Source organism: Pseudomonas sp. WS 5503, assembly GCF_012985385.1.
In the GTDB taxonomy this organism is placed as follows: Bacteria; Pseudomonadota; Gammaproteobacteria; order Pseudomonadales; family Pseudomonadaceae; genus Aquipseudomonas; species Aquipseudomonas paracarnis.
In genome coordinates this window covers 338,895-365,016 of the sequence record NZ_JAAQWI010000005.1, presented here as the reverse complement: position 1 = coordinate 365,016, position 26,122 = coordinate 338,895, and the positions used below count along the sequence as shown (strand labels likewise).

28 protein-coding genes are annotated in these 26,122 nt (G+C 59.4%); 26 read left to right on the top strand and 2 right to left on the bottom strand.

Features of this window, described 5'->3' with window-relative positions; all coding sequences use genetic code 11:
• Nucleotides 1–38: 38 nt before the first annotated feature.
• The 4 genes from yajC to HBO10_RS15820 all read left to right on the top strand — a co-directional run bounded on the left by yajC (nt 39) and on the right by HBO10_RS15820 (nt 3,898).
• Nucleotides 39–377, top strand: coding sequence for a preprotein translocase subunit YajC (gene yajC, locus HBO10_RS15835; protein ID WP_003175975.1), 339 nt, complete (start codon nt 39–41; stop codon nt 375–377).
• A gap of 62 nt (nt 378–439) precedes the next feature.
• On the top strand, nt 440–2,308 hold the full coding sequence (gene secD / locus HBO10_RS15830; RefSeq protein WP_003194025.1) for a protein translocase subunit SecD: 1,869 nt from the start codon (nt 440–442) through the stop codon (nt 2,306–2,308).
• 9 nt (nt 2,309–2,317) lie between these two features.
• Nucleotides 2,318–3,232, top strand: a complete 915-nt coding sequence (gene secF, locus HBO10_RS15825; RefSeq protein WP_003194024.1) for a protein translocase subunit SecF — start codon at nt 2,318–2,320, stop codon at nt 3,230–3,232.
• 123 nt (nt 3,233–3,355) lie between these two features.
• On the top strand, nt 3,356–3,898 hold the full coding sequence (locus tag HBO10_RS15820) for a glycine zipper 2TM domain-containing protein (RefSeq protein WP_003194023.1): 543 nt from the start codon (nt 3,356–3,358) through the stop codon (nt 3,896–3,898).
• Nucleotides 3,899–4,101: 203 nt separating this feature from the next.
• Here the strand turns inward: HBO10_RS15820 and suhB are convergent, their stop codons facing one another.
• On the bottom strand, nt 4,102–4,917 hold the full coding sequence (gene suhB, locus HBO10_RS15815; RefSeq protein WP_005791195.1) for an inositol-phosphate phosphatase: 816 nt from the start codon (nt 4,915–4,917) through the stop codon (nt 4,102–4,104).
• A gap of 145 nt (nt 4,918–5,062) precedes the next feature.
• On the opposite strand from suhB, the gene trmJ reads away from it, so the two are divergent.
• From trmJ to HBO10_RS15710, 21 genes are all read left to right on the top strand, one after another.
• Nucleotides 5,063–5,833: a tRNA (cytosine(32)/uridine(32)-2'-O)-methyltransferase TrmJ gene (gene trmJ, locus HBO10_RS15810; RefSeq protein WP_034128029.1), complete on the top strand. Its 771-nt coding sequence runs from the start codon at nt 5,063–5,065 to the stop codon at nt 5,831–5,833.
• A gap of 2 nt (nt 5,834–5,835) precedes the next feature.
• On the top strand, nt 5,836–6,621 hold the full coding sequence (gene cysE / locus HBO10_RS15805; protein WP_034128028.1) for a serine O-acetyltransferase: 786 nt from the start codon (nt 5,836–5,838) through the stop codon (nt 6,619–6,621).
• Nucleotides 6,622–6,908: 287 nt separating this feature from the next.
• The gene (iscR, locus tag HBO10_RS15800) at nt 6,909–7,400 is read left to right on the top strand and encodes a Fe-S cluster assembly transcriptional regulator IscR (protein ID WP_003194020.1); all 492 of its coding nucleotides are present in this window, start codon (nt 6,909–6,911) and stop codon (nt 7,398–7,400) included.
• 50 nt (nt 7,401–7,450) lie between these two features.
• A complete protein-coding gene (locus HBO10_RS15795; protein WP_003194019.1) occupies nt 7,451–8,665 on the top strand; it encodes an IscS subfamily cysteine desulfurase in 1,215 nt (404 codons plus the stop codon).
• A 99-nt stretch (nt 8,666–8,764) separates the two neighbouring features.
• Nucleotides 8,765–9,151, top strand: a complete 387-nt coding sequence (gene iscU / locus HBO10_RS15790; RefSeq protein ID WP_003175965.1) for a Fe-S cluster assembly scaffold IscU — start codon at nt 8,765–8,767, stop codon at nt 9,149–9,151.
• A 28-nt stretch (nt 9,152–9,179) separates the two neighbouring features.
• The gene (gene iscA / locus HBO10_RS15785; protein WP_003209680.1) at nt 9,180–9,503 is read left to right on the top strand and encodes an iron-sulfur cluster assembly protein IscA; all 324 of its coding nucleotides are present in this window, start codon (nt 9,180–9,182) and stop codon (nt 9,501–9,503) included.
• 8 nt (nt 9,504–9,511) lie between these two features.
• The gene (gene hscB, locus HBO10_RS15780) at nt 9,512–10,033 is read left to right on the top strand and encodes a co-chaperone HscB (RefSeq protein ID WP_034128027.1); all 522 of its coding nucleotides are present in this window, start codon (nt 9,512–9,514) and stop codon (nt 10,031–10,033) included.
• A gap of 51 nt (nt 10,034–10,084) precedes the next feature.
• A complete protein-coding gene (hscA, locus tag HBO10_RS15775) occupies nt 10,085–11,947 on the top strand; it encodes a Fe-S protein assembly chaperone HscA (protein ID WP_034128026.1) in 1,863 nt (620 codons plus the stop codon).
• 3 nt (nt 11,948–11,950) lie between these two features.
• A complete protein-coding gene (fdx, locus tag HBO10_RS15770) occupies nt 11,951–12,292 on the top strand; it encodes an ISC system 2Fe-2S type ferredoxin (RefSeq protein ID WP_005791182.1) in 342 nt (113 codons plus the stop codon).
• A gap of 14 nt (nt 12,293–12,306) precedes the next feature.
• Nucleotides 12,307–12,507, top strand: coding sequence for a Fe-S cluster assembly protein IscX (gene iscX / locus HBO10_RS15765; protein WP_034128025.1), 201 nt, complete (start codon nt 12,307–12,309; stop codon nt 12,505–12,507).
• A 92-nt stretch (nt 12,508–12,599) separates the two neighbouring features.
• On the top strand, nt 12,600–13,025 hold the full coding sequence (gene ndk / locus HBO10_RS15760; RefSeq protein WP_003175956.1) for a nucleoside-diphosphate kinase: 426 nt from the start codon (nt 12,600–12,602) through the stop codon (nt 13,023–13,025).
• Nucleotides 13,026–13,054: 29 nt separating this feature from the next.
• The gene (gene rlmN, locus HBO10_RS15755) at nt 13,055–14,203 is read left to right on the top strand and encodes a 23S rRNA (adenine(2503)-C(2))-methyltransferase RlmN (protein ID WP_003194014.1); all 1,149 of its coding nucleotides are present in this window, start codon (nt 13,055–13,057) and stop codon (nt 14,201–14,203) included.
• A gap of 12 nt (nt 14,204–14,215) precedes the next feature.
• A complete protein-coding gene (gene pilW / locus HBO10_RS15750) occupies nt 14,216–14,974 on the top strand; it encodes a type IV pilus biogenesis/stability protein PilW (RefSeq protein WP_034128024.1) in 759 nt (252 codons plus the stop codon).
• Nucleotides 14,974–15,960, top strand: coding sequence for a RodZ family helix-turn-helix domain-containing protein (locus HBO10_RS15745; protein WP_034128023.1), 987 nt, complete (start codon nt 14,974–14,976; stop codon nt 15,958–15,960). The genes pilW and HBO10_RS15745 overlap by 1 nt, the downstream gene beginning before the upstream one ends.
• Before the next feature lie 2 nt (nt 15,961–15,962).
• Entirely contained in the window at nt 15,963–17,072 is a 1,110-nt protein-coding gene (ispG, locus tag HBO10_RS15740; protein WP_003175952.1) for a flavodoxin-dependent (E)-4-hydroxy-3-methylbut-2-enyl-diphosphate synthase, read from the top strand.
• A 23-nt stretch (nt 17,073–17,095) separates the two neighbouring features.
• Nucleotides 17,096–18,385, top strand: coding sequence for a histidine--tRNA ligase (gene hisS / locus HBO10_RS15735; RefSeq protein WP_034128022.1), 1,290 nt, complete (start codon nt 17,096–17,098; stop codon nt 18,383–18,385).
• A 41-nt stretch (nt 18,386–18,426) separates the two neighbouring features.
• Nucleotides 18,427–19,068 carry a YfgM family protein gene (locus HBO10_RS15730; RefSeq protein ID WP_003194010.1) on the top strand — a complete coding sequence of 214 codons (642 nt, stop codon included), beginning with the start codon at nt 18,427–18,429 and terminating at the stop codon, nt 19,066–19,068.
• Nucleotides 19,061–20,212 (top strand): outer membrane protein assembly factor BamB, encoded by a 1,152-nt coding sequence (gene bamB / locus HBO10_RS15725; RefSeq protein WP_032903676.1) that lies wholly within the window; start codon nt 19,061–19,063, stop codon nt 20,210–20,212. The genes HBO10_RS15730 and bamB overlap by 8 nt, the downstream gene beginning before the upstream one ends.
• 139 nt (nt 20,213–20,351) lie before the next feature.
• Nucleotides 20,352–21,821: a ribosome biogenesis GTPase Der gene (gene der / locus HBO10_RS15720; protein ID WP_016977675.1), complete on the top strand. Its 1,470-nt coding sequence runs from the start codon at nt 20,352–20,354 to the stop codon at nt 21,819–21,821.
• 134 nt (nt 21,822–21,955) lie between these two features.
• Entirely contained in the window at nt 21,956–23,104 is a 1,149-nt protein-coding gene (locus HBO10_RS15715; protein WP_034128021.1) for a pyridoxal phosphate-dependent aminotransferase, read from the top strand.
• Complete coding sequence (locus tag HBO10_RS15710) at nt 23,092–23,883, top strand: amidohydrolase (protein WP_034128020.1); 792 nt, start codon at nt 23,092–23,094, stop codon at nt 23,881–23,883. Before HBO10_RS15715 ends, HBO10_RS15710 begins: the two co-directional genes overlap by 13 nt.
• A 167-nt stretch (nt 23,884–24,050) precedes the next feature.
• Here the strand turns inward: HBO10_RS15710 and leuA are convergent, their stop codons facing one another.
• Nucleotides 24,051–25,730, bottom strand: coding sequence for a 2-isopropylmalate synthase (leuA, locus tag HBO10_RS15705; protein ID WP_034128019.1), 1,680 nt, complete (start codon nt 25,728–25,730; stop codon nt 24,051–24,053).
• A gap of 43 nt (nt 25,731–25,773) precedes the next feature.
• On the opposite strand from leuA, the gene HBO10_RS31355 reads away from it, so the two are divergent.
• Nucleotides 25,774–25,995: a hypothetical protein gene (locus HBO10_RS31355; RefSeq protein WP_229999534.1), complete on the top strand. Its 222-nt coding sequence runs from the start codon at nt 25,774–25,776 to the stop codon at nt 25,993–25,995.
• Nucleotides 25,996–26,122 lie beyond the last annotated feature (127 nt).

Below are 26,122 nucleotides of genomic sequence, written 5' to 3'. Positions count from 1 at the left end.
CCGACCCTAAGATTCACTATTTGCAACTGGAGTGCTAAATGAGCTTTTTTATCTCTAACGCCATGGCTGACGCCGCTGCGCCTGCTGCTGCCGGCCCTATGGGCGGTGGTTTCGAGTGGATTTTCCTGGTCGGCTTCCTGGTCATTTTCTACCTGATGATCTGGCGTCCACAGGCCAAGCGCGCCAAAGAGCAGAAAAACCTGCTGGGCAGCCTGCAAAAAGGCGACGAAGTCGTGACCACTGGCGGTATCGCCGGCAAGATCACCAAGGTTTCCGATGCTTTCGTGGTACTGGAAGTCTCCGACACCGTGGAAATGAAGTTCCAGAAGGGCGCCATCGCCGCCACGCTGCCTAAAGGCACGCTCAAAGCGATCTGAGTAACAACCTTTACCAATCGACGGGGCGCGCAAGGCGCCCCGCGTTATAAGCGGGCGGCGTGATGCTGAACAAATACCCTCTGTGGAAATACGTACTGATCCTGGCGGTGCTGGCGATCGGTTTTATTTATTCCGCTCCCAATCTCTATCCTGATGACCCGGCGATCCAGATCTCTGGCGCCAGCACTTCGCTGCAGGTCAATCAGGCTGATCTGGACCGTGCGAGCAAAGCGCTCAACGACGCGGGCATCCAGGTTAAAGCGGCAACCTTGGCGGCTGGTTCCAAAGGCGGCTTGTTGCGCCTGACCAAGCAAGAAGACCAATTGCCGGCCAAGGATGTCGTACGCAAGGCCATGGGTGACGACTACGTTGTCGCGCTCAACCTGGCCCAGACCACGCCACAATGGCTGCGCAGCATTGGCGCGCACCCGATGAAGCTGGGTCTGGACTTGTCCGGTGGTGTGCACTTCCTGCTGGAAGTCGACATGGACAAGGCCCTGGACGCACGTCTGAAGGTCTACGAAGGCGACGTGAAGAGCCTGCTGCGCAAAGAGAAGCTGCGTTACCGCAGCCTGCCGCAGCTCAACGGCGCTATCCAGCTGGGCTTTGCTGACGAAGCATCCCGCGAACAGGCCCGTGCGCTGATCCGCAAGAACTTCAATGACTTCGACATCGTACCGGCCGACCTCAATGGTCAAGCGGTGCTGCGTCTGGCGATGAGCCCGGCCAAGATCGCTGAAATCCGCGAATACTCCATCAAGCAGAACCTGACCACGGTCCGTAACCGCGTCAACGAGCTGGGTGTCGCCGAGCCGATCGTGCAGCGCCAGGGCGCCAACCGCATCGTGGTTGAGCTGCCAGGCGTACAGGACACCGCTGAAGCCAAGCGTATCCTCGGCAAGACCGCCAACCTGGAGTTCCGTCTCGCGGCAGACCCAGGCGCTACGCGTGCCACTTCCGAAGAATTCGAATTCCGCGAAGGCAACCGCCCTCCAGCGCTGATCGAGCGTGGCTTGATCATCACCGGTGACCAGGTGACCGACGCCAAGGCCGGTTTCGGCGAGCACGGCACGCCTGAAGTGAACATCCGTCTGGATGGCCACGGTGGCGAACTGATGAGCCGCGCCACGCGCAGCAACGTCGGTCGCAGCATGGCGGTGATCTTCATCGAGCAACGCCCGGTGACCACCTACACTAAGCAGATGGTCAATGGCGTCGAGAAAGACGTGCCAGTGCAGACCTTCAAGGAAGAGAAGAAGATCATCAGCCTGGCGACCATTCAGTCGCCGCTGGGTGCTCAGTTCCGTATCACTGGCCTGAACGGCCAGGGCGAGTCTTCCGAGCTGGCGTTGCTGCTGCGTGCCGGTGGTCTGGCGGCACCGATGTACTTCGCTGAAGAACGTACCATCGGCCCGAGCCTGGGTGCCGACAACATCACCAAGGGTGTCGATGCGGCGCTGTGGGGTATGTTGTTCGTGTCGCTGTTCATCATCGCCATCTACCGCTTCTTTGGTGTGATCGCCACTGTCGCCCTCGCGGGCAACATGGTGATGCTGCTGGCCTTGATGTCGTTGCTGGGCGCCACACTGACCCTGCCAGGTATCGCGGGTATCGTACTCACCATGGGTATGGCGGTGGACGCCAACGTGTTGATCTTCTCGCGGATTCGTGAAGAGATCGCCGCGGGCATGACCGTACAGCGTGCAATCAACGAAGGCTTCGGCCGGGCATTTACCGCGATCCTCGACTCCAACCTGACCACCTTGTTGGTCGGCGGGATTCTCTTCGCCATGGGCACGGGCCCGGTGAAAGGCTTTGCGGTGACCATGTCCCTCGGGATCTTTACCTCGATGTTCACGGCCATCATGGTGACCCGCGCAATGGTCAACCTGATCTTTGGCGGGCGTGACTTCAAGAAGTTGTGGATTTAAGGGGCTGCCATGTTACGTACAATCAACTTCATGGGCGTTCGCAACGTTGCGTTCGGCGTCACCGTGCTCCTTACCGTTCTGGCGTTGTTCAGCTGGTTCCATAAGGGCCTGAACTACGGCCTGGACTTCACCGGCGGTACGCTCATCGAGCTGACCTACGAGAAGCCGGCCGACGTTACCCTGGTGCGCAGCGAGCTGGTCAAGGCCGGCTATCACGAAGCCGTTGTGCAGAGCTTCGGCGCCACCACAGACCTGCTGGTGCGCATGCCTGGCGAAGACCCGCAACTGGGTCACCAGGTAGCCGAGGCCTTACAAAAGGTGGGTGGCGACAACCCGGCATCGGTCAAGCGCGTCGAGTTCGTCGGCCCGCAAGTGGGTGAAGAGCTGCGCGACCAGGGCGGCCTCGGCATGCTGATGGCGCTGGTTGGCATCATGATCTACCTGGCTTTCCGTTTTCAGTGGAAGTTCGGTGTCGGCGCCATTGTATCGCTGATCCACGACGTGGTCGTGACCGTGGGTATCCTGGCCTACTTCCAGATCACCTTCGACTTGACCGTACTGGCGGCTGTGCTGGCGATCATTGGTTACTCGCTCAACGACACCATTGTGGTATTCGACCGGGTTCGTGAGAACTTCCGCGTACTGCGCAAGGCGACGTTGATCGAGAACATCAACATCTCCACCACCCAGACTCTGCTGCGGACCATGGCGACGTCGATCTCTACCTTGCTGGCGATTGCTGCGCTGATGATCTTCGGGGGCGACAACCTGTGGGGCTTCTCCCTGGCGCTGTTTATCGGCGTTCTGGCGGGTACCTACTCGTCGATCTACATCGCCAACGTGGTGCTGATCTGGCTGAACCTCAACAGCGAAGACTTGATCCCTCCTGCCGCTACCGACAAGGAGGTCGACGACCGTCCTTGATGGGCGTTTGTTGATCCGCTGTTACAAGAAAGGCGCGAGTATTGAACTCGCGCCTTTTTTTTTGCTCCAAGACTGGGTATAGCGCGGATCTTTCGGTCCGCTTGTGATGGTCAGGAGGTTCATGTGAACAAGTCGTTGCTGGTTGGTGCGGTATTGGGTGCTGTCGGTGTGACTGCCGGAGGCGCTGTTGCCACCTACAGCCTGGTAAAAAGCGGCCCTGAGTATGCGCAAGTACTGGCGGTGCAGCCGGTTAAAACCCAGATCAAAACCCCGCGTGAGGTCTGCAAGGACGTCACCGTGACCCGGCAGCGTCCGGTGCAGGACCAACATCAAATCGCCGGTACCGTGGTGGGTGCCCTTGCGGGTGGCCTGCTGGGCAACCAGATTGGTGGCGGTAACGGTAAGAAGCTGGCCACCGTGGCCGGTGCGGTCGGTGGTGGCTACGCCGGTAACAAGGTTCAGGAAGGTATGCAGAACCGCGATACCTACACCACTACGCAAACTCGCTGTAACACCGTTAACGACATCAGTGACAAGGTGGTCGGTTATGACGTGCGTTACAACCTGGACGGCAAGGAAGGTACCGTGCGTATGGAGCGCGACCCTGGCAGCCAGATCCCGGTGGATAAGGAAGGTCGTCTGATCCTGGGTCAGAACCAGCAATAATCCCCACGTCTGGTTTCGATCCAAATCTGGGAGCTGGCTTGCCTGCGATAGCGGTGGGTCAGTAACTAATCAGTTGGTTGGCCCGCCATCGCAGGCAAGCCAGCTCCCAGATTGGATTGTATTGAATCAGTTGGAATTGGTTTTTTGCTAAATCCCACGCATAAAAAAAGCACCCCGCGGGGTGCTTTTTTGTGCTCGCTCGCTTAGCGCTTCAGCGAAGCCGGCAGGTGCGGCTGGATCGCCGTCAGTACTGCCTTGAAGCATTTGGTGTTGCCAGCCACGACGTGGCCTTTCTCCAGGAAGTCATGACCACCGGTGAAGTCGCTCACCAGGCCGCCTGCTTCCTGAATCAGCAGGGCGCCTGCTGCCATGTCCCACTCGGACAGGCCCGACTCCCAGAACGCATCAAAGCGACCGGCGGCTACATACGCCAGGTCCAGGCTGGCTGCACCGGCACGGCGGATGCCGGCGGTCTGGCCAACCAGGGCGCGGAACATGCCCAGGTAGTTCTCCAGGTTGTCCATCTGGTCGTCACGGAACGGGAAGCCGGTACCCAGCAGGGCGCCTTCCAGGCTGGTGCGGCCGCTGACACGCAGGCGGCGGCCGTTCAGTTGGGCGCCACGGCCACGGCTGGCGGTGAATTCTTCCTGGCGAACCGGGTCCAGCACAACGGCGTGTTCCAGGCGGCCACGGTATTTGCAGGCGATGCTCACGGCAAAGTGCGGGATGCCGCGCAGGAAGTTGGTGGTGCCATCCAGTGGGTCGATGATCCACAGGTAGTCTTCGCCTTCGCCACTGCCTTTGTGCAGGCCGGTTTCTTCACCGAGGATGCCGTGGGTAGGGTAGGCCTTGCGCAGGGCGTCGATGATTTTCTGTTCGGCGGCGCGATCCACCTCGGATACATAATCCTTGGCGTCTTTTTCGTCGACCTTGATGGTATCCAGGCGCTCGATGGAGCGGAAGATCAATTCACTGGCGCTGCGGGCGGCGCGCAGCGCGATATTCAGCATGGGCTGCATGGATAGGTCACCTAAGGTTGTTAAAGAAAGCCGAGCATTCTAGCAGAAACTTTCCTCAGGTGAAGGACGACGTTCGCTTTCATGGCATAACCTTAGGCGGTTCTGTAAGATTTGCTCCCCTTTCCTGTGTCCGCGAGCGCCTCCCTTGCTGCAAAACATTCGTGTCGTCTTGGTCAATACCAGTCATCCCGGCAACATCGGCGGGGTGGCGCGAGCCATGAAAAACATGGGGCTGACGCGCCTGGTGCTGGTCGAACCGCGGGTATTCCCGCACCACGAGGCTGATGCCCGTGCGTCCGGCGCCAATGACTTGCTTGAAAATGCCCAAGTGGTCGCCACCTTGGAGGATGCCTTGGTCGGCTGCAATCTGGTGCTCGGCACCAGCGCCCGTGATCGTCGTATCCCTTGGCCGCTGCTGGATCCGCGTGAATGCGGCACCAAAGTGGTGGAAGAGGCTGCTGGCGGTGCTGAAATCGCCTTGGTATTCGGCCGTGAAGACTCCGGCCTTACCAACGAAGAGCTGCAGCGATGTCATTACCACGTGCATATTCCCTCAGACCCTGAGTTCAGCTCGCTGAACCTCGGGGCTGCGGTGCAGGTGCTGACTTATGAAGTGCGCATGGCCTGGCTGGCCGCTGCTGGCCAGCCGAGCAAAATGGAAAAGGAAGAGGTTGCATCGACCAAAAGTGGCGAGTTGGCCACCATGGACGAGCTGGAACGGTTCTATGAGCACCTGGAGCAAACCCTGGTGGCCATCGAATTCCTCGACCCTGAAAAGCCACGGCACTTGATGGCGCGCCTGCGTCGTTTGTACGGCCGCAGCTCGGTGAGCCGGGCTGAAATGAACATATTGCGTGGCATCCTCACGGAAACCCAGAAAGCGGCCCGTGGTGAGCTTCTTGAGCGGAAGGATTAAAAATGTTCGAGCGTTTGCGAGAAGATATCCAAAGTGTTTTCCACCGTGACCCGGCGGCGCGCAACGCCTTTGAAGTGCTGACCTGCTACCCGGGCATGCACGCGATCTGGATCCACCGCTTGTCCGGCGCCCTGTGGGGCATGGGCTGGAAGTGGCTGGCGCGGCTGGTATCGAACTTTGGGCGTTGGTTGACCGGTATCGAGATCCATCCGGGTGCCAAGGTAGGTCGTCGGTTCTTTATCGACCACGGCATGGGTATCGTGATTGGCGAGACGGCCGAGATCGGCGATGACGTCACCCTCTATCAAGGTGTGACGCTCGGCGGCACCACCTGGAACAAGGGTAAGCGCCACCCAACGCTGGGCGATGGCGTGGTAGTAGGGGCGGGCGCCAAGGTGCTCGGGCCGTTTACCGTGGGTGCCGGCGCCAAGGTTGGCTCCAACGCGGTAGTGACCAAGGCTGTGCCGCCGGGTGCTACGGTTGTGGGCATTCCAGGCCGCATCATCGTCAAGCCGCAAGTCGGTGATGAGCAAGAGGCCAAGCGCAAGGCGATGGCCGAGAAGATTGGTTTCGATGCCTATGGCGTCAGTGAAGATATGCCCGACCCGGTGGCTCGTGCGATTGGTCAATTGCTTGATCATTTGCAGGCGGTGGACGGCAAGCTGGAGGGTATGTGCGGGGCGCTGAAGGAGTTGGGCAGCCCGTACTGTGCCAAAGACTTGCCTGAACTGCGTGAGGAAGATTTTGCTGAAATCAAGGACGAAGCCGCTACCACCAAGGCAGGCTGAACGCGGCCTCTTGTGGGAGCTGGCTTGCCTGCGATTGCGGTGGGCCAGCAACCTATAAGCAAGCTGATAGACAGCTATCGCAAGTAAGCCAGCCCCCACATTTGATCTCCATTGGCTCGGTGGTCTTGCAGCAGGCCTGGTTGCGCTGTTCGATCCCACCCCATCCTGCTATGATTCGCGCGCCCTTTTTACGGGTAATCCTGACTAAAGTACTAGGTCTTATAGTTGACTTAAATACTCGGGAATCGCATACTTGCTCCCATTCTGAAACACCTTGGTACTTGTCCATGAGACTGACTACAAAAGGCCGATACGCGGTGACCGCCATGCTCGACTTGGCCTTGCACGCGCAAACTGGGCCGGTGTCCCTGGCCGATATCTCCGAGCGCCAAGGCATTTCCCTGTCCTATCTCGAGCAGTTGTTCGCCAAATTGCGCCGTAGCAATCTGGTTTCCAGCGTTCGCGGTCCGGGTGGCGGCTATCAGCTGTCCCGCGACATGCAGGGTATTCAGGTGGCCCAGGTGATCGACGCGGTCAACGAATCCGTCGATGCCACCAAATGCCAGGGTTTGGGTGACTGCCATGCCGGCGACACCTGCCTGACACACCACTTGTGGTGTGACTTGAGCCTGCAGATCCATGAGTTTTTGAGTGGTATCAGCTTGGCTGATCTTGTGACTCGCCGTGAGGTACAAGAAGTAGCCCAGCGTCAGGACCAGCGCCGTTGCAACACCAAGGCGCCGCGTCTGGACAAGATCGAAGCGTCCGCCGTCGAGTGACAGCCGAAGAGCTAACGGCACGCCAGCCAGCCTGATTTAGGAGAAAGTCCATGAAATTGCCGATTTACCTTGATTACTCAGCGACCACCCCGGTTGATCCGCGTGTCGCGCAAAAAATGAGCGAATGCCTGCTGGTCGACGGAAACTTCGGCAACCCGGCCTCCCGTTCCCACGTATTCGGCTGGAAAGCCGAGGAAGCGGTCGAGAACGCTCGTCGCCAGGTCGCTGACCTGGTCAATGCCGACCCGCGCGAAATCGTCTGGACCTCCGGTGCCACCGAGTCCGACAACCTGGCTATCAAGGGCGCGGCGCATTTCTACGCGACCAAAGGCAAACACCTGATCACCACCAAGATTGAGCACAAGGCTGTCCTGGACACCATGCGCCAACTGGAGCGTGAAGGTTTCGAGGTCACTTACCTTGAGCCAACCACCGACGGTATCGTCACCCCGGCCATGATCGAAGCTGCGATGCGTGAAGACACCATCCTGGTTTCGGTGATCCACGTGAACAACGAAATCGGCACGATCAACGACATCGCCGCCATCGGCGAGCTGACCCGCTCCAAGGGTGTGTTGCTGCACGTCGACGCTGCTCAGTCCACCGGCAAGGTCGATATCGACCTGTCCAAGCTGAAAGTCGACCTGATGTCGTTCTCGGCCCACAAGACTTACGGCCCTAAAGGCATCGGCGCGCTGTACGTGAGCCGCAAGCCTCGCGTGCGCATCGAAGCCACCATGCACGGCGGCGGTCACGAGCGCGGCATGCGTTCGGGCACCCTGGCGACCCACCAGATCGTCGGTATGGGCGAAGCTTTCCGTGTAGCCAAGGAAGACATGGCTGCCGAAAACGTGCGCATCAAGGCCCTGAGCGATCGCTTCTACAAGCAGGTCGAAAACCTTGAAGAGTTGTACATCAACGGCAGCATGACCGCCCGTGTACCGCACAACCTGAATTTGAGCTTCAACTACGTTGAAGGCGAGTCGCTGATCATGGCGCTCAAGGACCTGGCGGTATCGTCCGGTTCGGCCTGCACCTCGGCGTCCCTTGAGCCTTCGTACGTACTGCGCGCCCTGGGCCGCAACGACGAACTGGCCCACAGCTCTATCCGCTTTACGTTCGGCCGCTTCACCACTGAAGAGCAAGTCGACTACGCCGCGCAGAAGGTCTGCGAAGCCGTCAACAAGCTACGCGTTCTGTCGCCACTGTGGGACATGTACAAAGACGGTGTCGATATTTCCAAGATCGAGTGGGCGGCACACTAACTATAGAAGCCGCCACCCAAGCTCTGTAGGAACGTGGCGGAAAACGCAGGCGTTTCTACAGGGTTCCAGAGCGGCCCTGATGAGTGAGGATTCAGTACCATGGCTTACAGCGAAAAGGTCATCGACCACTACGAAAACCCGCGCAACGTCGGCAAGATGAACGCGGAAGATCCAGATGTCGGCACCGGCATGGTCGGCGCCCCGGCGTGCGGCGATGTGATGCGCCTGCAGATCAAGGTCAACGATGCTGGCGTTATCGAAGACGCCAAATTCAAGACTTACGGCTGCGGTTCGGCCATCGCATCCAGCTCCCTGGCGACCGAATGGATGAAAGGCAAGACCCTGGATGAGGCTGTCACTATCAGCAACACCCAGTTGGCCGAAGAACTGGCGTTGCCGCCAGTGAAAATCCACTGCTCCGTACTCGCTGAAGATGCCATCAAGGCAGCCGTTCGCGACTACAAGCAGAAGAAAGGCTTGATCTAAGCATTTGGCGACGAGTAAGGAGTCAACGATGGCTATCAGCATGACAGAAGCGGCTGCGCAGCACATTCGCCGCTCCCTGAATGGGCGCGGTAAAGGTGAGGGGATTCGTCTGGGTGTACGCACCACGGGCTGTTCCGGCCTTGCCTACGTGCTGGAGTTTGTCGACGAGGTGGTTGAAGAGGATCAGGTGTTCGAAAGTCACGGCGAGAAAGTGATCATCGACCCCAAGAGCCTGACCTACCTGGACGGCACCGAACTCGATTTCGTCAAGGAAGGGTTGAACGAAGGCTTCAAGTTCAACAACCCTAACGTGCGCGGTGAATGTGGCTGCGGCGAAAGCTTCAACATCTGAGGCTACTCGTGGGTACTCCTTGTCATTTCGCTTTATTCGAGCTGCAGCCGAGCTTTCGGCTGGACCTTGAGCAGCTCGCCACGCGCTACCGTGAATTGGCGCGTGGGGTGCATCCGGACCGCTTCGCTGACGCTTCCGAGCGTGAGCAGCGCTTGGCCCTTGAGCAATCGGCCAGCCTCAACGAAGCCTATCAGACGCTCAAAAGCCCCGCGAAACGCGCACGTTACCTGCTCGCCCTGAACGGTGGCGAGTTGCCGTTGGAAGTTACGGTGCACGATCCGGACTTCCTCATGCAGCAGATGCAGTGGCGCGAAGAGCTCGAAGACTTGCAGGACGAAGCCGATATAGCCGGTGTTGCGGTCTTCAAGCGTCGTCTGAAAACCGCCCAGGATGAGCTCAACGAAAGCTTCGCAGCCTGTTGGGATGATGCGGCGCAACGCGAACAGGCCGAACGCCTGATGCGGCGCATGCAGTTTCTCGACAAGCTCACCTACGAAGTGCGCCAGCTAGAAGAGCGCCTCGACGATTAACCCAGTGCTGCCCGTGATGCACGCCTGATAGACAGATAAGACCTGATTACCATGGCTCTACTGCAAATCGCCGAACCCGGCCAAAGCCCTCAACCGCACCAGCGTCGCCTGGCGGTCGGGATTGACCTGGGCACCACCAATTCCCTGGTTGCTGCCTTGCGCAGCGGCCTGTCCGAACCGCTGCCCGACGCCGATGGGCAGGTGATCCTGCCGTCTGCCGTGCGTTATCACGCCGACCGCACTGAAGTGGGCGAATCGGCCAAGCTCGCCGCGTCCGCAGACCCCTTGAACACGGTGTTGTCGGTCAAGCGCTTGATGGGTCGTGGGTTGTCCGACGTCAAGCAATTGGGTGACCAATTGCCGTACCGCTTTGTCGGCGGCGAGTCCCATATGCCGTTCATCGACACTGTCCAGGGGCCCAAGAGCCCGGTGGAAGTGTCGGCCGATATCCTCAAGGTGCTGCGCCAGCGTGCGGAAAACACCTTGGGTGGTGAGCTGGTAGGGGCGGTTATCACCGTTCCGGCGTATTTCGATGACGCCCAGCGTCAAGCCACCAAGGACGCGGCGAAACTTGCCGGCCTGAACGTGCTGCGCTTGCTCAACGAGCCGACTGCGGCGGCTGTGGCCTACGGCCTCGATCAGCACGCTGAAGGCCTGGTCGCTATTTATGATCTGGGCGGCGGTACCTTCGATATTTCGATCCTGCGCCTGACCGGCGGTGTGTTTGAAGTGCTCGCGACCGGCGGCGACAGCGCTCTGGGCGGCGATGATTTCGATCACGCCATCGCTGGCTGGATCATCAGCAGTGCCGGCTTGTCGGCCGACCTGGACCCAGGCGCGCAGCGCAACCTGCTGCAAACTGCCTGTGCGGCCAAAGAGGCGCTGACTGACGCTGCTTCTGTTGATGTTTGCTACGGTAACTGGTCGGCGCCACTGACTCGCGAAGCCTTTGATACGCTGATCGAGCCGATGGTTGCCCGCAGCCTCAAAGCCTGCCGTCGTGCTGTGCGTGATTCCGGTATCGAGTTGGAGGACGTTGGCGCAGTGGTCATGGTAGGCGGTTCCACCCGCGTGCCGCGCGTGCGTGAAGCGGTAGCCGAAGCCTTTGGGCGCCAACCACTGACCGAAATCGACCCGGATCAAGTCGTCGCCATCGGCGCTGCCATCCAGGCCGATACCCTGGCTGGTAACAAACGTGATGGCGGCGAATTGCTTTTGCTCGACGTGATCCCGTTGTCCCTGGGCCTGGAAACCATGGGCGGCCTGATGGAGAAGGTGATCCCGCGCAACACCACCATCCCCGTCGCACGTGCCCAAGATTTCACCACCTACAAAGACGGCCAGACAGCCATGATGATTCATGTGCTGCAAGGCGAGCGCGAGCTGATCAGCGACTGCCGTTCCCTGGCGCGTTTTGAGTTGCGTGGCATTCCGGCGATGGTGGCGGGCGCGGCGAAAATTCGCGTGACCTTCCAGGTCGATGCCGATGGCCTGCTCAGTGTCGCTGCGCGCGAACTGGCGTCTGGCGTTGAAGCCAGCATCCAGGTCAAGCCGTCCTACGGCCTCACCGATGGCGAAATCGCCAAGATGCTCAAGGATTCGTTCCAGTATGCCGGTGACGACAAGGTCGCCCGCGTATTGCGCGAGCAGCAAGTGGATGCCCAGCGCCTGCTCGAAGCGGTGCAGGGCGCCCTTGAAGCCGACGGCGAGCGCTTGCTGGATGCCGAAGAGCGCATGGTCATTGACCTGCAAATGCAGGAACTGGCCGAACTGATGAAAGGCAACGATGGTTACGCCATCGAGCAACAGACCAAGCGCCTGTCGCAAGTGACTGATGCCTTTGCCGCCCGCCGTATGGATCAGACGGTTAAAGCCGCGCTGGCGGGCCGCAACCTGAATGAAATTGAGGAATAACTGATGCCGCAGGTCACTTTTCTACCGCACGCCGAACATTGCCCTGACGGCATGGTCGTGGAGGCTGAGACCGGCAAGTCCCTGCTCGACGTCGCCCATGACAACCACATCGAGATCGAAAGTGCTTGTGGCGGCGTGAATGCCTGCACCACCTGTCACTGCATCATTCGTAAAGGTTTCGACAGCCTCAATGAGGCTGACGACCTGGAAGAAGACTATCTTGATCGGGCGTGGGGCCTGGAGCCGACGTCGCGCCTGAGTTGTCAGGCGAAAGTGGGGACTGAAGACCTCACCGTCGAAATCCCGAAATATTCGCTCAACCATGCAGCCGAAGCGCCGCATTGATTCAAGGAAATGTCATGAGCCTGAAATGGGTTGATGTACAAGAAATCGCTATACAACTTGCTGAAGCTCATCCTGAGGTCAATCCTCTTACGGTGAACTTCGTCAAGCTGCGCGACCTCGTAATGGCACTGCCGGATTTTGACGACATCCCTGACCGGGGTGGCGAAAAGGTCCTTGAGGCGATTCAAGGCCTGTGGATCGAAGAAGCAGACTGAGCCGCCTTTTTACGCAGTTAGGCAATACCCAATAACCCGCGTATAATTCGCGGGTTTAATTTTTCGTAAATTACCGTTTCTGGAGTTACACCATGGCTGTTCAACGTACTTTCTCCATCATCAAGCCTGACGCTGTTGCAAAAAACGTCATCGGCGAGATCACCACTCGTTTCGAAAAAGCCGGCCTGAAGGTTGTAGCTTCGAAACTCAAGCAACTGTCCAAGGCTGAAGCTGAAGGCTTCTACGCTGAGCACAGCGCTCGTGGCTTCTTCGGTGACCTGGTTGCCTTCATGATCTCCGGCCCTGTTGTTGTCCAGGTTCTGGAAGGCGAAAACGCTATCGCTCTGAACCGTGAGCTGATGGGCGCTACCAACCCTAAAGAAGCTGCTGCTGGCACCATCCGTGCTGACTTCGCTGAATCCATCGACGCCAACGCTGTTCACGGCTCGGACTCCGAAGCTGCTGCTGCTCGCGAAATCTCGTACTTTTTCGCTGCTACTGAAGTAACCGCTCGCTAAGCATCGGCTTAAAGAGTGAGGGTGAATCCATGACTACATCGACTGTTAAAACCAACCTGCTGGGTCTGACTCAGCCGGAAATGGAGAAATTCTTCGACTCAATCGGGGAGAAGCGTTTCCGTGCCGGTCAGGTAATGAAGTGGATTCACCACTTTGGCGTCGACGATTTCGACGCCATGACGAACGTCAGCAAGGCCCTGCGCGACAAGCTCAAGGCCATTGCCGAGGTGCGTGGTCCCGAAGTGGTCAGCGAGGATATTTCCAGCGACGGTACCCGCAAGTGGGTAGTGCGCGTGGCGTCCGGTAGCTGTGTCGAGACCGTGTACATTCCCCAAGGCAAACGTGGCACTTTGTGCGTTTCGTCCCAGGCAGGCTGTGCCCTGGACTGCAGTTTCTGCTCCACCGGCAAGCAAGGCTTCAATAGCAACCTCACCGCCGCCGAAGTCATCGGCCAGGTGTGGATTGCCAACAAATCCTTTGGCAGCGTCCCGGCGACCGTCGACCGTGCCATCACCAACGTGGTGATGATGGGCATGGGTGAGCCGCTGCTGAACTTCGACAACGTGATTGCGGCCATGCACCTGATGATGGACGACCTGGGCTACGGCATCTCCAAGCGCCGTGTGACCCTGTCGACCTCCGGCGTGGTACCGATGATCGATGAGCTGGCCAAGCACATCGACGTCTCCCTCGCGTTGTCGCTGCACGCACCTAATGACGCATTGCGTAACCAATTGGTGCCGATCAACAAGAAATATCCGCTTAAGATGCTGCTCGAATCGTGCCAGCGTTATATGGCGACCCTGGGTGAGAAGCGTGTGCTGACCATTGAGTACACCATGCTCAAGGACGTCAACGACAAGCTGGAGCATGCGGTCGAGATGATCGAATTGCTCAAGGACACCCCGTGCAAGATCAACTTGATCCCGTTCAACCCGTTTCCTCATTCTGGCTACGAGCGGCCGAGCAACAACGCCATCCGTCGTTTTCAGGATCAACTGCACCAGGCCGGCTATAACGTCACTGTGCGAACCACTCGTGGTGAAGACATCGATGCCGCGTGTGGCCAATTGGTAGGGCAGGTGATGGACCGCACCCGCCGCAGTGAACGTTATATCGCCGTGCGCGAACTTAACGCCGCTGAAGATTTGCCGCAAATCGCTGTGAATCGAATCTGAGAGAGGATCTCTATGCCCTTGCGCCTTGCGCTGCTTTTACTGTTTACCGGCCTCGTGGCCGGTTGCGTTTCATCGGGCCATGACAGCCCGTTGCGCACTGATAAAGGCCGTGATGAGGCGCGAGTTGCCTATGTGCAACTGGGTTTGGGGTATCTGCGCCAAGGTATGAGCGAGCAGGCCAAGGTGCCGTTGAAAAAGGCCCTTGAGCTGGACGCCGATGATGCCGATGCCAACGCCGCGCTGGCTTTGGTGTTTCAGGCTCAGGCCGAGCCCGAGCTGGCCGACCGCTATTTCCACAAGGCCCTGGCCTCCCGCCCTGCCGATCCGCGGCTGCTGAACAACTACGGCAGTTTCCTGTTCGAGCAGCAACGGTACGACCTGGCGTCACGTTATTTTCAGCAAGCCGCCGCCGATACCCTCTACCCGCAGCGTTCGCGGGTGTTCGAGAACCTCGGTGTGACCTCGATGCGCCTCGGTCAGCGCGACAGCGCTCGCCAGCAGTTGGAAAAAGCCCTGCACCTGAACAGTCGCCAGCCACGGGCATTGCTCGAAATGGCTGAGTTGTCTTACGAAGACAGGCATTATGTGCCAGCACGTGACTATTACGAGCGTTTTAGCCTGCTCAGCGGGCAAAATGCACGTAGTCTATTGCTCGGTGTGCGCCTGGCGACGGTTCATGAAGAACACGACACGGCCGCACGTTTTGGCCAGCAACTCGAACGACTCTATCCCGGTACGCCGGAATATCAGCAATACCTGTCGGAGCAATGATGAAAGCCGCGCACCCGGAAGATGTAGCAGCTAATCGCGTCAACCCAGGCGAAACCTTGCGCCAGGCCCGCGAAAGCAATGGTTGGTCGCTGGCTGAAGTGGCCCTCAAGCTCAATTTGACCAGTACCTCGTTGGCCAATCTGGAAGCCGGCGCGTTCGACAAGCTGCCTGGGCACACTTTTGCCCGCGGCTATATCCGCGCTTATGCAAAATTGCTGGGTATCGACCAGGCCGTGTTGGTCCAAGAGTTCGACCAGTTCACCGGCACCGATGCCCAGGGCAGTAATGTCCATGGGTTGGGGCGCATCGAAGAGCCTACGCGCGTTTCCCATACCATTTTGCGGATTGTCAGCCTGTTGTTGCTGATTGCCGTGGTCGGCGGCGGTTTTGTCTGGTGGCAAGACCAGACCTCCCAGCGCAACAAAGACCTGACCAGCAACGCCATGGAACATGTCGAAGTTGAAAGCGCCGACGGCACCACCCAGATTCACCCCCTGGACGAGCCGGAAGACCAGGCCGTGGTAGAGGGGCAAGCTGCGCCGCAAGCGCCGGCCACTGCCGAACAACCCGCGCCAGACGCCGGCACGGCCCCTGCTGCGGTACCGGCTCCGGCTGTTCCGACCGCTCCGGCCGCACCCGTGGCCCAGGCTCCGGCGGTTCCGACGCCTGCACCTGCGACCCCTGCGCCAGCCGCACCCGCAGCGCCGGCGATGTCGCCTCCCACCACCCCGGCATTGATCGCCGGTGATGGGCGCGTACAAATTACCTTCATCGCTGACTGCTGGACGCAGGTCACCGATGGCAACGGCAAAGTGCTGTTTAGCGGTTTGAAGCGTAAGGGAGATACGCTTGACCAGGGCGGCAAGCCTCCTTTGACGCTGCGTCTGGGCTTTGCCCGTGGCGCGCAAGTGGCCTACAACGGCCAGCCTGTAGACGTGGCGCCGTTCACCAGTGGCGAGACTGCTCGCCTCAAGTTGGGACAATAGTCATGCACGGCGAATCTCCAATCAAACGTCGCGTATCGCGCAAGATCTGGGTCGGCTCGGTGCCGGTGGGTGGCGACGCCCCCATTGCAGTGCAGAGCATGACCAACAGTGACACCAACGATGTGGCTGCCACCGTTGCCCAGATCAATCGTCTGGAAGCGGCTGGCGTGGATATCGTACGGGTGTCCGTTCCGGACATGGACGCAGCCGAGGCCTTTGGTCGTATCAAGCAGTTGGTCAAGGTCCCACTGGTTGCCGATATTCACTTCGACTACAAGATCGCGTTGCGCGTGGCCGAACTGGGTGTGGACTGCCTGCGTATCAACCCCGGCAACATCGGGCGTGAAGACCGCGTGCGTGCCGTGGTGGACGCTGCCCGTGATCGCGGTATTCCGATCCGCATCGGCGTCAACGCCGGCTCCCTGGAAAAAGACCTGCAAAAGAAATACGGCGAGCCCACTCCGGCGGCGCTGGTTGAGTCGGCACTGCGCCACGTTGAACACCTTGAACGCCTGAACTTCCAGGACTTCAAGGTCAGCGTAAAGGCCTCGGACGTGTTCATGGCCGTAGAAGCCTATCGCCTGCTGGCCAAGGAAATCGTGCAACCGCTGCACCTGGGTATCACTGAAGCGGGCGGTTTGCGATCAGGCACAGTGAAATCTGCTGTGGGTCTCGGTATGCTGCTCGCCGAAGGGATTGGCGATACTATCCGCATCTCCCTGGCGGCAGACCCCGTAGAGGAAGTGAAGGTCGGCTACGACATTCTCAAGTCCCTGCGTTTGCGTTCCCGTGGTATCAACTTCATCGCCTGCCCGAGCTGCTCGCGGCAGAACTTCGACGTGGTGAAAACCATGAACGACCTGGAGTTGCGCCTGGAAGACCTGCTGGTGCCGCTGGATGTCGCAGTGATCGGTTGTGTGGTCAACGGGCCGGGTGAGGCCAAAGAGGCCCACGTGGGCCTGACGGGTGGCACACCGAACCTGATTTACATCGACGGCAAACCGTCGCAGAAGCTAACGAATGACAATCTGGTGGATGAGCTGGAAAAGCTGATCCGCGAGAAAGCGGCCGAGAAGGTCGCCGCTGACGCAGCGCTGATCGCTCGCGGCTGATTGAACGAATTTAAGGATCTGATGTGAGCAAGTCTCTGCAAGCCATTCGTGGCATGAACGACATCCTGCCGGAGCAGACGCCACTGTGGCGCTACTTCGAAAGCACTGTCGCGCGCCTGCTGGATAACTACGGTTACAAGCAGATCCGCATGCCGATCGTCGAGTTCACCGAGCTGTTCAAGCGCTCCATCGGTGAAGTGACCGACATCGTCGAAAAAGAGATGTACACCTTTGAAGACCGTAACGGCGACTCCCTGACCCTGCGCCCGGAAGGCACTGCCGCGTGCGTTCGCGCCGTACTGGAACATGGCATCACCGGTGGTGGCCAGACCCAGAAGCTGTGGTACATCGGCCCGATGTTCCGCCACGAGCGCCCGCAGAAAGGCCGTTACCGCCAGTTCCACCAGATCGGTTGCGAAGTGTTCAACCTGGACGGCCCGGACATCGACGCCGAGCTGATCGTGCTGACCTGGCGCCTGTGGGGTCAACTGGGCATCCGCGATGCGGTCAAGCTTGAACTCAACAGCCTGGGCACCAGCGAGTCCCGGGGTCGCTATCGCGAAGCCCTGGTCGAGTACCTGTCGGCCCACCTGGACAAGCTGGACGAAGACAGCCAACGCCGTCTGAAAACCAACCCGTTGCGCGTCCTGGATACCAAGAACGCCGACACCCAGGCCGTGCTGGTCGATGCGCCGAAAATGGCTGATTACCTGGACGACGAGTCCCGGGTGCATTTCGAGGGCCTCAAGGCGCGTCTGGATGCAGCCGGTATTCCCTACGTGATCAACCCCAAGCTGGTGCGTGGCCTCGACTACTACAGCAAGACCGTGTTCGAGTGGGTCACCGACAAGCTCGGCGCCCAGGGCACCGTGTGTGCCGGTGGTCGCTACGACGGCCTGGTCGAGCAAATGGGCGGCAAGCCGACCACGGGCGTAGGCTTTGCCATGGGCATCGAGCGGCTGATCCTGCTACTGGAAACCCTGGAGCAGGTCCCGGAAGAAATTTCCCGTCAGGTGGACGTGTACCTGTGCGCCTTCGGCGAGGCTGCCGAACTGGCGGCCTTGGCCTTGAGCGAAAAAGTACGTGACCAACTGCCCAACCTGCGCCTGCAGATCAATGCCGGCGCTGGTAGCTTCAAGAGCCAGTTCAAGAAGGCCGACAAGAGCGGTGCGCTTTACGCACTGATCCTCGGCGATGACGAGCTGGCCCAGCAAGTGGTAGGTTTCAAACCCCTGCGTGGCCAGGGTGAACAACAGAACATTGCCTTTGATGCGCTCGCTGCGCACTTGGCCACCTGCGTCGTGCAGGGTTGAAGCTGTCGAACAGCCGAATTTAGCGATTAAGGAGTATTGGGGTGTCGAGTACTGATGATGAGCAACTGGCCGAGTTCAAGGACTGGTGGCAGCGTAACGGCAAGCCCCTGGTCACTGGCGGCCTGCTGGCTTTAGTGGTGGTGTTCGGCTGGCAAGCCTGGACCAAGTATCAGGCCAACCAATCCCAGGGCGCTTCGATCGTTTATCAGCAACTGCTGGAAACTACCCTGACGCCGGACGGCAAGCCTGACCCTGCGCAGGTGGCAGACTTGGCCGGCAAGCTGAAAAACGAATTCGGCGGTAGCACCTACGCCCAATACGGCAGCCTGTTCGTCGCTAAAGTCGCGGTCGATACCGGCAAGCTGGATGACGCCGCCACCGAGCTGAAGGCCATTGCCGACAAGCCGACCAACCCGACCCTGGGTGAAATCGCACGTCAGCGCCTGGCACAGGTATTGGCGGCGCAGAACAAGGCTGACGAAGCACTCAAACTGCTCGACGGCGATGCTGACAAGGCATTCGTGGCCACTCGCGAAGAGCTCAAGGGCGACCTGTTGGTCCAATTGGGTCGTACCGACGAAGCCCATGCTGCGTACCAAAAAGCCAAGGCGGCGCTGTCTGATGAAGCGGCGGTCGGTGGCTTACAAATCAAGCTCGACGACTTGGCCAAAGGGGATGCGTGACGTGATCCGTTGGAAACATGCAGCATTGCTGGCTCTGGCCGTTTTGGCCGCGGGTTGCAGCAGCAACAGCAAAAAAGAACTGCCTCCTGCCGAGCTGACCAGCTTCAAGGAAGAAGTGGTCCTGCAAAAACAATGGAGCCAATCCATTGGTGATGGGCAGGGCGACCTCTACAACCTGTTGCAGCCGGCGATTGACGGCGACAACATCGTGGCTACTGATTCCACTGGCGTCGTGGTTGCCATGGATCGCATGAACGGCGACGTCAAGTGGAAGAAAGACCTCGAACTGCCGGTTTCCGGCGGTGTGGGCGTCGGCTACGGCATGGTGCTGATCGGTACCCTCAAGGGTGACGTGGTCGCGCTGGACTCCAGCACCGGTGAAGAGAAGTGGCGCGCTCGCGTGACCAGTGAAGTGCTCTCGGCGCCGGCTACCAACGGCGATATCGTCGTGGTGCAAACCCAGGACGACCGCGTGATCGGCCTGGATGCCTCCACCGGGGACCAACGCTGGTTGTACGACAGCACCCCTGCGGTGTTGACCCTGCGCGGTACCAGTGGTCCGATTGTGACCAACAACCTGGCCGTTGCTGGCCTGTCGACCGGTAAAGTGGTTGCCTTGAATACCCAGAACGGCGTGCCGGCCTGGGAAACTCGTGTGGCCATCCCGCAAGGTCGCTCCGAACTGGATCGCGTGGTAGACATCGACGGCGGCTTGCTGCTGTCGGGTGAAACCCTCTACGTCGCCACCTACCAGGGGCGTGTTGCCGCACTGGACCTGCAAAGCGGTCGCATCAACTGGCAGCGTGATGCCTCCAGCTATGCGGGTGTCGCCCAAGGGTTTGGCAGCGTCTATGTGAGCCTGGCATCCGGCACCGTTGAAAGTGTCGATGAGCGTTCCACCACTGCACTGTGGAGCAATGACTCCCTGGCTCGCCGTCAACTGTCGGCACCGGAAGTCTTCTCCAGCTACGTCGCGGTCGGTGACTTTGAAGGCTACCTGCACCTGCTGAGCCAGGTGGATGGTCGTTTTGTCGGTCGCCAGCGTATCGACAGCGACGGCCTGCGTGCGCGTCCGCTGGTGGTGGGTAACATGCTTTATGTGTATGGCAACGGCGGCAAGCTGGAAGCCCTGACCATCAAGTAAAGGTTTGACTATGCTTGGGGTAACCCCCAGGCGGCCCTGCTTCGGCGGGGCATGCGGCATCTGACGATGCTGCCCCGAGCACCAGCCGCTGCCCTGCAGCGGCTTTTGTATTTTCTGAAATAACGAAGTGGAGAGCCGCATGGTTCCCGTAATCGCCCTGGTGGGCCGACCTAACGTCGGCAAGTCCACCTTGTTCAACCGCCTGACCAGGACTCGCGACGCCATTGTCGGCGACTTGTCCGGTCTGACCCGTGATCGCCAATACGGTGAGGCAAAGTGGCAAGGGCGCTCCTACATTATTGTCGACACCGGTGGTATCTCCGGTGACGAGCATGGCATGGACGAAAAGATGGCCGAGCAGTCGTTGCTCGCTATCGAAGAAGCCGATGTGGTGCTGTTCCTGGTGGACGCCCGTGCGGGCTATACCGCCGCTGACCAGATGATTGGCGAGCACCTGCGCAAGCGCAACAAGCGTTCCTATCTGGTCGCCAACAAGATCGACAACATCGATCCTGAGGCCGCCCGTGCCGAATTCAGCCCGATGGGCCTGGGCGATGCGATCCCGGTCGCCGGTGCTCACGGCCGCGGCATCACCCAGATGCTGGAAATCGCCCTGCGCGACTTCCCAAAGGATGATGTCGAGGAAGAAGAGGGCGAGGAAGAGATCGTCGCTGAAGGCGAGGAAGCCAAGCGCATTCCTGGCCCGAGCGAAAAAGACGGTATCAAGATCGCTATCATCGGCCGCCCGAACGTCGGCAAGTCGACTCTGGTCAACCGTATGCTCGGTGAAGACCGCGTTATCGTCTACGACCAACCCGGTACCACCCGCGACAGCATCTACATCCCGTTCGAACGCAACGAGGAAAAGTACACGCTGATCGACACCGCCGGTGTGCGCAAGCGCGGCAAGATCCACGAAGAAGTTGAAAAGTTCTCCGTGGTCAAAACACTGCAGGCGATCAAAGACGCCAACGTGGTGATCTTCGTGATGGACGCCCGCGAAGGCGTGGTGGACCACGACCTCAACTTGCTGGGCTTTGCCCTGGAAGCCGGTCGTGCCCTGGTCATCGCGATCAACAAGTGGGACGGCATGACGCCGAGCGAGCGTGATTTCGTCAAGATCGAGCTGCAGCGTCGGTTGTTCTTTGTCGAGTTCGCCGATATCCACTTTATCTCGGCACTGCACGGCACCGGCGTGGGCAACCTCTACGCGTCCGTACAGAACTCGTTCAAGTCCGCGGTTACCCGCTGGCCGACCAACCGCCTGACCCAGATCCTGGAAGATGCGGTCGGCGAGCACGCGCCGCCGATGGTCAACAACCGCCGGATCAAACTGCGTTACGCCCACTTGGGTGGTGCCAACCCGCCGATTATCGTGATCCACGGTAACCAGATCGAGAAGGTGCCCAAGTCCTATGTGCGTTACCTGGAAAACACCTACCGCCGTGTCTTGAAACTGGTCGGTACGCCGATCCGTATCGAGTTCAAGGGTGGCGAGAACCCATACGAAGGCAACAAGAACACGCTGACTGACCGTCAGGTGAACAAGAAGCGTCGTTTGATGACTCACCACAAGAAGGCCGACAAGAAGCGCCGTGATAAAAAATAACGGCAGTTTCGAGTTGTAAGCTACAAGCTGCAAGAGAGGGCTCCTTTGGAGCCTTTTTTGTGCCTGACGGTTTGCCCCTTGACCTGCTTGCAGCTTGCAGCTTAAAACTTGCAGCTCACCCGAAGGGGGCTCCCATGATCAGCAGTAAGCTGCCAAACGTCGGCACGACCATTTTCACCACCATGTCGCAACTCGCCGCCGAAACCGGCGCGCTCAATCTGTCCCAGGGTTTTCCCGATTTCAATGGTCCGCAGGGTTTGCTCGATGCAGTGGGTAAGCACATCGCCCTCGGTCATAACCAGTACGCCCCCATGACAGGCCTGCCGGTGCTGCGTCAGCAAGTGGCGGCCAAGATCGCCCGCAGCTATGGCGTCACGGTGAATGCCGACACTGAAGTGACCATCACGCCAGGCGCCACCGAGGCGATTTTTTGCGCCATTCAGGCGGTGATTCGCAGCGGTGATGAAGTCATCGTGTTCGACCCCAGCTATGACAGCTACGAGCCTTCGGTCGAACTGGCCGGTGGCCGCTGCGTGCATGTGCAACTGAGCCTGCAAGGCTTCGCCCTGGACTTCGAGAAACTCAAGGCTGCGCTTTCACCGCGTACGCGCATGATCATCCTCAATAGCCCGCACAACCCCACCGGTGCATTGATCAGCCGTGTCGAACTGGACCAGTTGGCCGAACTGATCCGCGACCGCGATATCTACCTGGTCAGCGATGAGGTCTACGAGCACCTGGTATTCGACGGTGTGCCCCACGTCAGCGTATTGGCCCATCAGGAACTGTATCGGCGCGCATTCGTGGTCAGCTCATTCGGCAAGACCTATCACGTCACAGGCTGGAAGACCGGCTACGTGGTCGCGCCACCGGCCCTCAGCGCCGAACTGCGCAAGGTGCATCAATATGTCAACTTCTGCGGCGTCACCCCTTTGCAGTACGCTTTGGCGGACTTCATGGCCGAACACCCGGAACATGTCGAAGAACTGCCGGCCTTCTATCAGGCCAAGCGGGACCTTTTCTGCGACCTGTTGGCGCCATCGCGCTTGAGCTTTACCCGGGTGACCGGCACTTACTTCCAACTGGTGGATTACTCGCAGATACGCCCAGACCTGGATGACGTCGCCATGTCCCTGTGGATGACCCGCGAACATGGCGTGGCGACCATTCCGGTTTCGGTGTTCTACCAGTACCCACCCCAAGGCCAGCGCCTGGTGCGCCTGTGCTTTGCCAAACGCGAGGAGACGTTGCGACAAGCGGCGGAAAAACTATGCGTGATCTGAGTGTACTGCCCAATCTGAACATTGCCCTGGTGCAGACGAGCCTGGCCTGGCATGACCGGCATGCCAATTTCGAACACTTCGAGTTGCTGCTGGAGCAGGCCAAAGGCGCCGACTTGATCGTGCTGCCAGAGATGTTCACCACCGGTTTTTCCATGGAATCAGAAGCCCTCGCCGAGCCGGAAAGCGGCCCCACCCATCATTGGCTCCAAGCCCAAGCGGCAAAGTATCAGGCCGTGATTACCGGCAGTGTGATCATCCAGGCCGCCGATGGCAGCCACCGCAACCGTCTGCTGTGGGCGCGGCCGGATGGTGAGGTGTTGCATTACGACAAGCGCCACCTGTTCCGCATGGCCGGTGAACATGACCATTACACCCCAGGTGAACGTCAGGTGCAGTTCGAGTTGAAGGGGTGGCGCATTCGCCCGCTGATCTGCTATGACCTGCGCTTCCCGGTGTGGAGCCGCGATGCCCAGGATACGGACCTGCTGCTGTACACCGCCAACTGGCCGGGCGCTCGGCGTCAGCATTGGAATCGGCTGTTGCCGGCGCGGGCCATTGAGAACCTGTGTTACGTGGCGGCGGTGAACCGGGTGGGCACCGACGGCAAGGGGTTTGCCTACACCGGCGATAGCCAGGTGTTGGATTTCCAGGGTGAAACCTTGCTGAGTGCAGGGGAGGCGGATGGGGTGTTCCAGGTGATCCTGGATGCGGCGGAGCTGGCGGCTTACCGTACACGGTTCCCGGCGAATCTGGATGCCGATAGCTTTCAGTTTGTCTAAGGCTCTGAGATTGTTCCCACGCTCTGCGTGGGAACGCCTCTTGGGACGCTCTGCGTACCGCTTCTAAGGGCGGACGCAGAGCGTCCAGGGCTGCATTCCCACGCAGAGCGTGGGAACGATCAGGCCCCTGGATTCTCACCCAGGGGCCTTTTGCATTACGGCAATGCTTACGCCGCTTTGGCTTCCTGCTGGCTCAACGAACGGTTCAGCGCACTGAACAGCGCCTTGAAGCTGGCGGTAGTAATGTTTTCATCGATCCCCACACCATGCACCGGGCGTTCGCCGTTCACGCGCAGTTCAATATAGGCCGCCGCCTTGGCATTGGTACCCGCACCAATCGCGTGCTCGTTGTAGTCCATGATCTCCACGCCAATCGGCAGGCCGGCCACCAAGGCTTCCAGCGCACCGTTGCCTTTGCCCTTCCAATGCAGGTTGGTTTCGCCCTGGCCTTTGCCGGAGACTTCCACCTCGACAAAGCTGTTGCCATTCTCTTCCTGCAGGCGGTGGCTGACCAACGCGTACGGCGTGTTGGCTTGCAGGTATTCACGCTGCAGCAAGGCGTAGATCTGTGGCGCGGTCATCTCCAGGCCCACGCGGTCGGTTTCGGCCTGCACCACCTGGCTGAACTCGATCTGCATGCGACGCGGCAAGCTGATGTCGTATTCCTGCTCCAGCAGGTAGGCGATACCGCCTTTGCCCGACTGGCTGTTCACGCGGATCACCGCCTCGTAGCTGCGGCCAATATCGGCCGGGTCGATCGGCAAGTACGGCACTTCCCACAGCGCATCGTCTTTCTGCTGGGAGAAACCTTTGCGGATCGCGTCCTGGTGGGAACCGGAGAATGCGGTATGCACCAGGTCGCCGACATACGGGTGACGTGGGTGCACCTGGATCTGGTTGCATTCCTCGACCACTTTGCGCACGCCGTCAATGTCCGAGAAGTCCAACTGCGGGTCCAGGCCCTGGGTGTACATGTTCAGTGCCACGGTGACCAAGTCGACGTTACCGGTGCGCTCGCCGTTGCCGAACAGGCAGCCTTCCACACGGTCGGCGCCGGCCATCAGGCCCAGCTCGGTGGCCGCCACGCCAGTGCCACGGTCGTTGTGGGTGTGCAGGCTGATAATCACGCTGTCGCGACGGTTGATATGGCGACCGAACCACTCGATCTGGTCGGCATAGATATTCGGCGTGGCGCACTCGACGGTGGCTGGCAGGTTGAGGATCATCTTGTGCTCAGGCGTCGGGTTCCACACCTCGATCACCGCGTCGCAGACTTCCTTGGCGAACTCCAGCTCAGTGGCGCTGAAGGTCTCTGGGGAATATTCGAAGGTCCACTGGGTTTCCGGCTGCTGGGCGGCGTATTTGACGAACAGCTTGGCGGCGTTGACCGCGATGGCCTTGACGCCGTCCTTGTCCTGGTTGAACACGATGCGGCGGAACGACGGCGAGGTGGCATTGTACAAGTGCACAATGGCTTTCTTCGCGCCGCGCAGGGATTCGAAGGTGCGTGCGATCAAGTCTTCACGGCCCTGGGTCAGCACCTGGATGGTGGTGTCCTCGGGGATGTGGTTGTCTTCGATCAGGGTGCGCACGAAGTCGAAGTCGGTTTGCGACGCGGCCGGGAACGAGGCTTCGATTTCCTTCACGCCAACGGCCACCAGGGTCTTCCAGAAGCGCAGCTTTTTCACCGCGTCCATCGGCTCGATCAGCGACTGGTTGCCATCACGCAGGTCGGAGCTGCACCAGATAGGCGCTTGGGTGATGGTTTTCGACGGCCAGGTACGGTCCGGAATGTCGATGGTGGGGAACGCGCGGTACTTCGAAGACGGGTCTTTGAGCATGCTCATCGGGAAATCCTTGGTTGTAGGGGCCGAGAAAAGGCGGCCTGCCGTGGAACTGTTATTGGGGATAAAACTGAGGGCGAGGCAGATCGATTCAGCCTGGCAGTCGTGCGCTGACAAGGCACAGGCTGCGGTGCTGGCGGAGCTGAATGAGGGTGTGAGAGGTTTTCATAAGCCCAACCCTAACCGTGGCCAAGTGAGATGGCAAGGTGGTCAGGAAAAATTGATAGATTTTCTGTATAAAACAAGCTTTATGAATATTTATTGCTAGCAGTGTCTTGTTTTCTTCATACTGTTGCGCTGCTGTAGGTGGTGGCGCAATTTTGGTGATGAGGTTTTCCCGTGGCGCCGCATGCGGCAGTGAAGGGCTCACCATCGCGCAAACAACGCACGACGGT

Bases quoted from the DNA above. Each gene is read 5' to 3' on its own strand.
- bamB (WP_032903676.1), top strand. From the start codon at position 19,061: ATGCGTGACGTGATCCGTTGGAAACATGCAGCATTGCTGGCTCTGGCC.
- HBO10_RS15715 (WP_034128021.1), top strand. From the start codon at position 21,956: ATGATCAGCAGTAAGCTGCCAAACGTCGGCACGACCATTTTCACCACC.
- HBO10_RS15795 (WP_003194019.1), top strand. From the start codon at position 7,451: ATGAAATTGCCGATTTACCTTGATTACTCAGCGACCACCCCGGTTGAT.
- secD (WP_003194025.1), top strand. From the start codon at position 440: ATGCTGAACAAATACCCTCTGTGGAAATACGTACTGATCCTGGCGGTG.
- iscU (WP_003175965.1), top strand. From the start codon at position 8,765: ATGGCTTACAGCGAAAAGGTCATCGACCACTACGAAAACCCGCGCAAC.
- HBO10_RS15745 (WP_034128023.1), top strand. From the start codon at position 14,974: ATGAAAGCCGCGCACCCGGAAGATGTAGCAGCTAATCGCGTCAACCCA.
- HBO10_RS15710 (WP_034128020.1), top strand. From the start codon at position 23,092: ATGCGTGATCTGAGTGTACTGCCCAATCTGAACATTGCCCTGGTGCAG.
- ndk (WP_003175956.1), top strand. From the start codon at position 12,600: ATGGCTGTTCAACGTACTTTCTCCATCATCAAGCCTGACGCTGTTGCA.
- rlmN (WP_003194014.1), top strand. From the start codon at position 13,055: ATGACTACATCGACTGTTAAAACCAACCTGCTGGGTCTGACTCAGCCG.
- iscR (WP_003194020.1), top strand. From the start codon at position 6,909: ATGAGACTGACTACAAAAGGCCGATACGCGGTGACCGCCATGCTCGAC.
- iscX (WP_034128025.1), top strand. From the start codon at position 12,307: ATGAGCCTGAAATGGGTTGATGTACAAGAAATCGCTATACAACTTGCT.
- iscA (WP_003209680.1), top strand. From the start codon at position 9,180: ATGGCTATCAGCATGACAGAAGCGGCTGCGCAGCACATTCGCCGCTCC.
- hscA (WP_034128026.1), top strand. From the start codon at position 10,085: ATGGCTCTACTGCAAATCGCCGAACCCGGCCAAAGCCCTCAACCGCAC.
- suhB (WP_005791195.1), bottom strand. From the start codon at position 4,917: ATGCAGCCCATGCTGAATATCGCGCTGCGCGCCGCCCGCAGCGCCAGT.
- der (WP_016977675.1), top strand. From the start codon at position 20,352: ATGGTTCCCGTAATCGCCCTGGTGGGCCGACCTAACGTCGGCAAGTCC.
- ispG (WP_003175952.1), top strand. From the start codon at position 15,963: ATGCACGGCGAATCTCCAATCAAACGTCGCGTATCGCGCAAGATCTGG.
- leuA (WP_034128019.1), bottom strand. From the start codon at position 25,730: ATGAGCATGCTCAAAGACCCGTCTTCGAAGTACCGCGCGTTCCCCACC.
- fdx (WP_005791182.1), top strand. From the start codon at position 11,951: ATGCCGCAGGTCACTTTTCTACCGCACGCCGAACATTGCCCTGACGGC.
- cysE (WP_034128028.1), top strand. From the start codon at position 5,836: ATGTTCGAGCGTTTGCGAGAAGATATCCAAAGTGTTTTCCACCGTGAC.
- secF (WP_003194024.1), top strand. From the start codon at position 2,318: ATGTTACGTACAATCAACTTCATGGGCGTTCGCAACGTTGCGTTCGGC.
- yajC (WP_003175975.1), top strand. From the start codon at position 39: ATGAGCTTTTTTATCTCTAACGCCATGGCTGACGCCGCTGCGCCTGCT.
- pilW (WP_034128024.1), top strand. From the start codon at position 14,216: ATGCCCTTGCGCCTTGCGCTGCTTTTACTGTTTACCGGCCTCGTGGCC.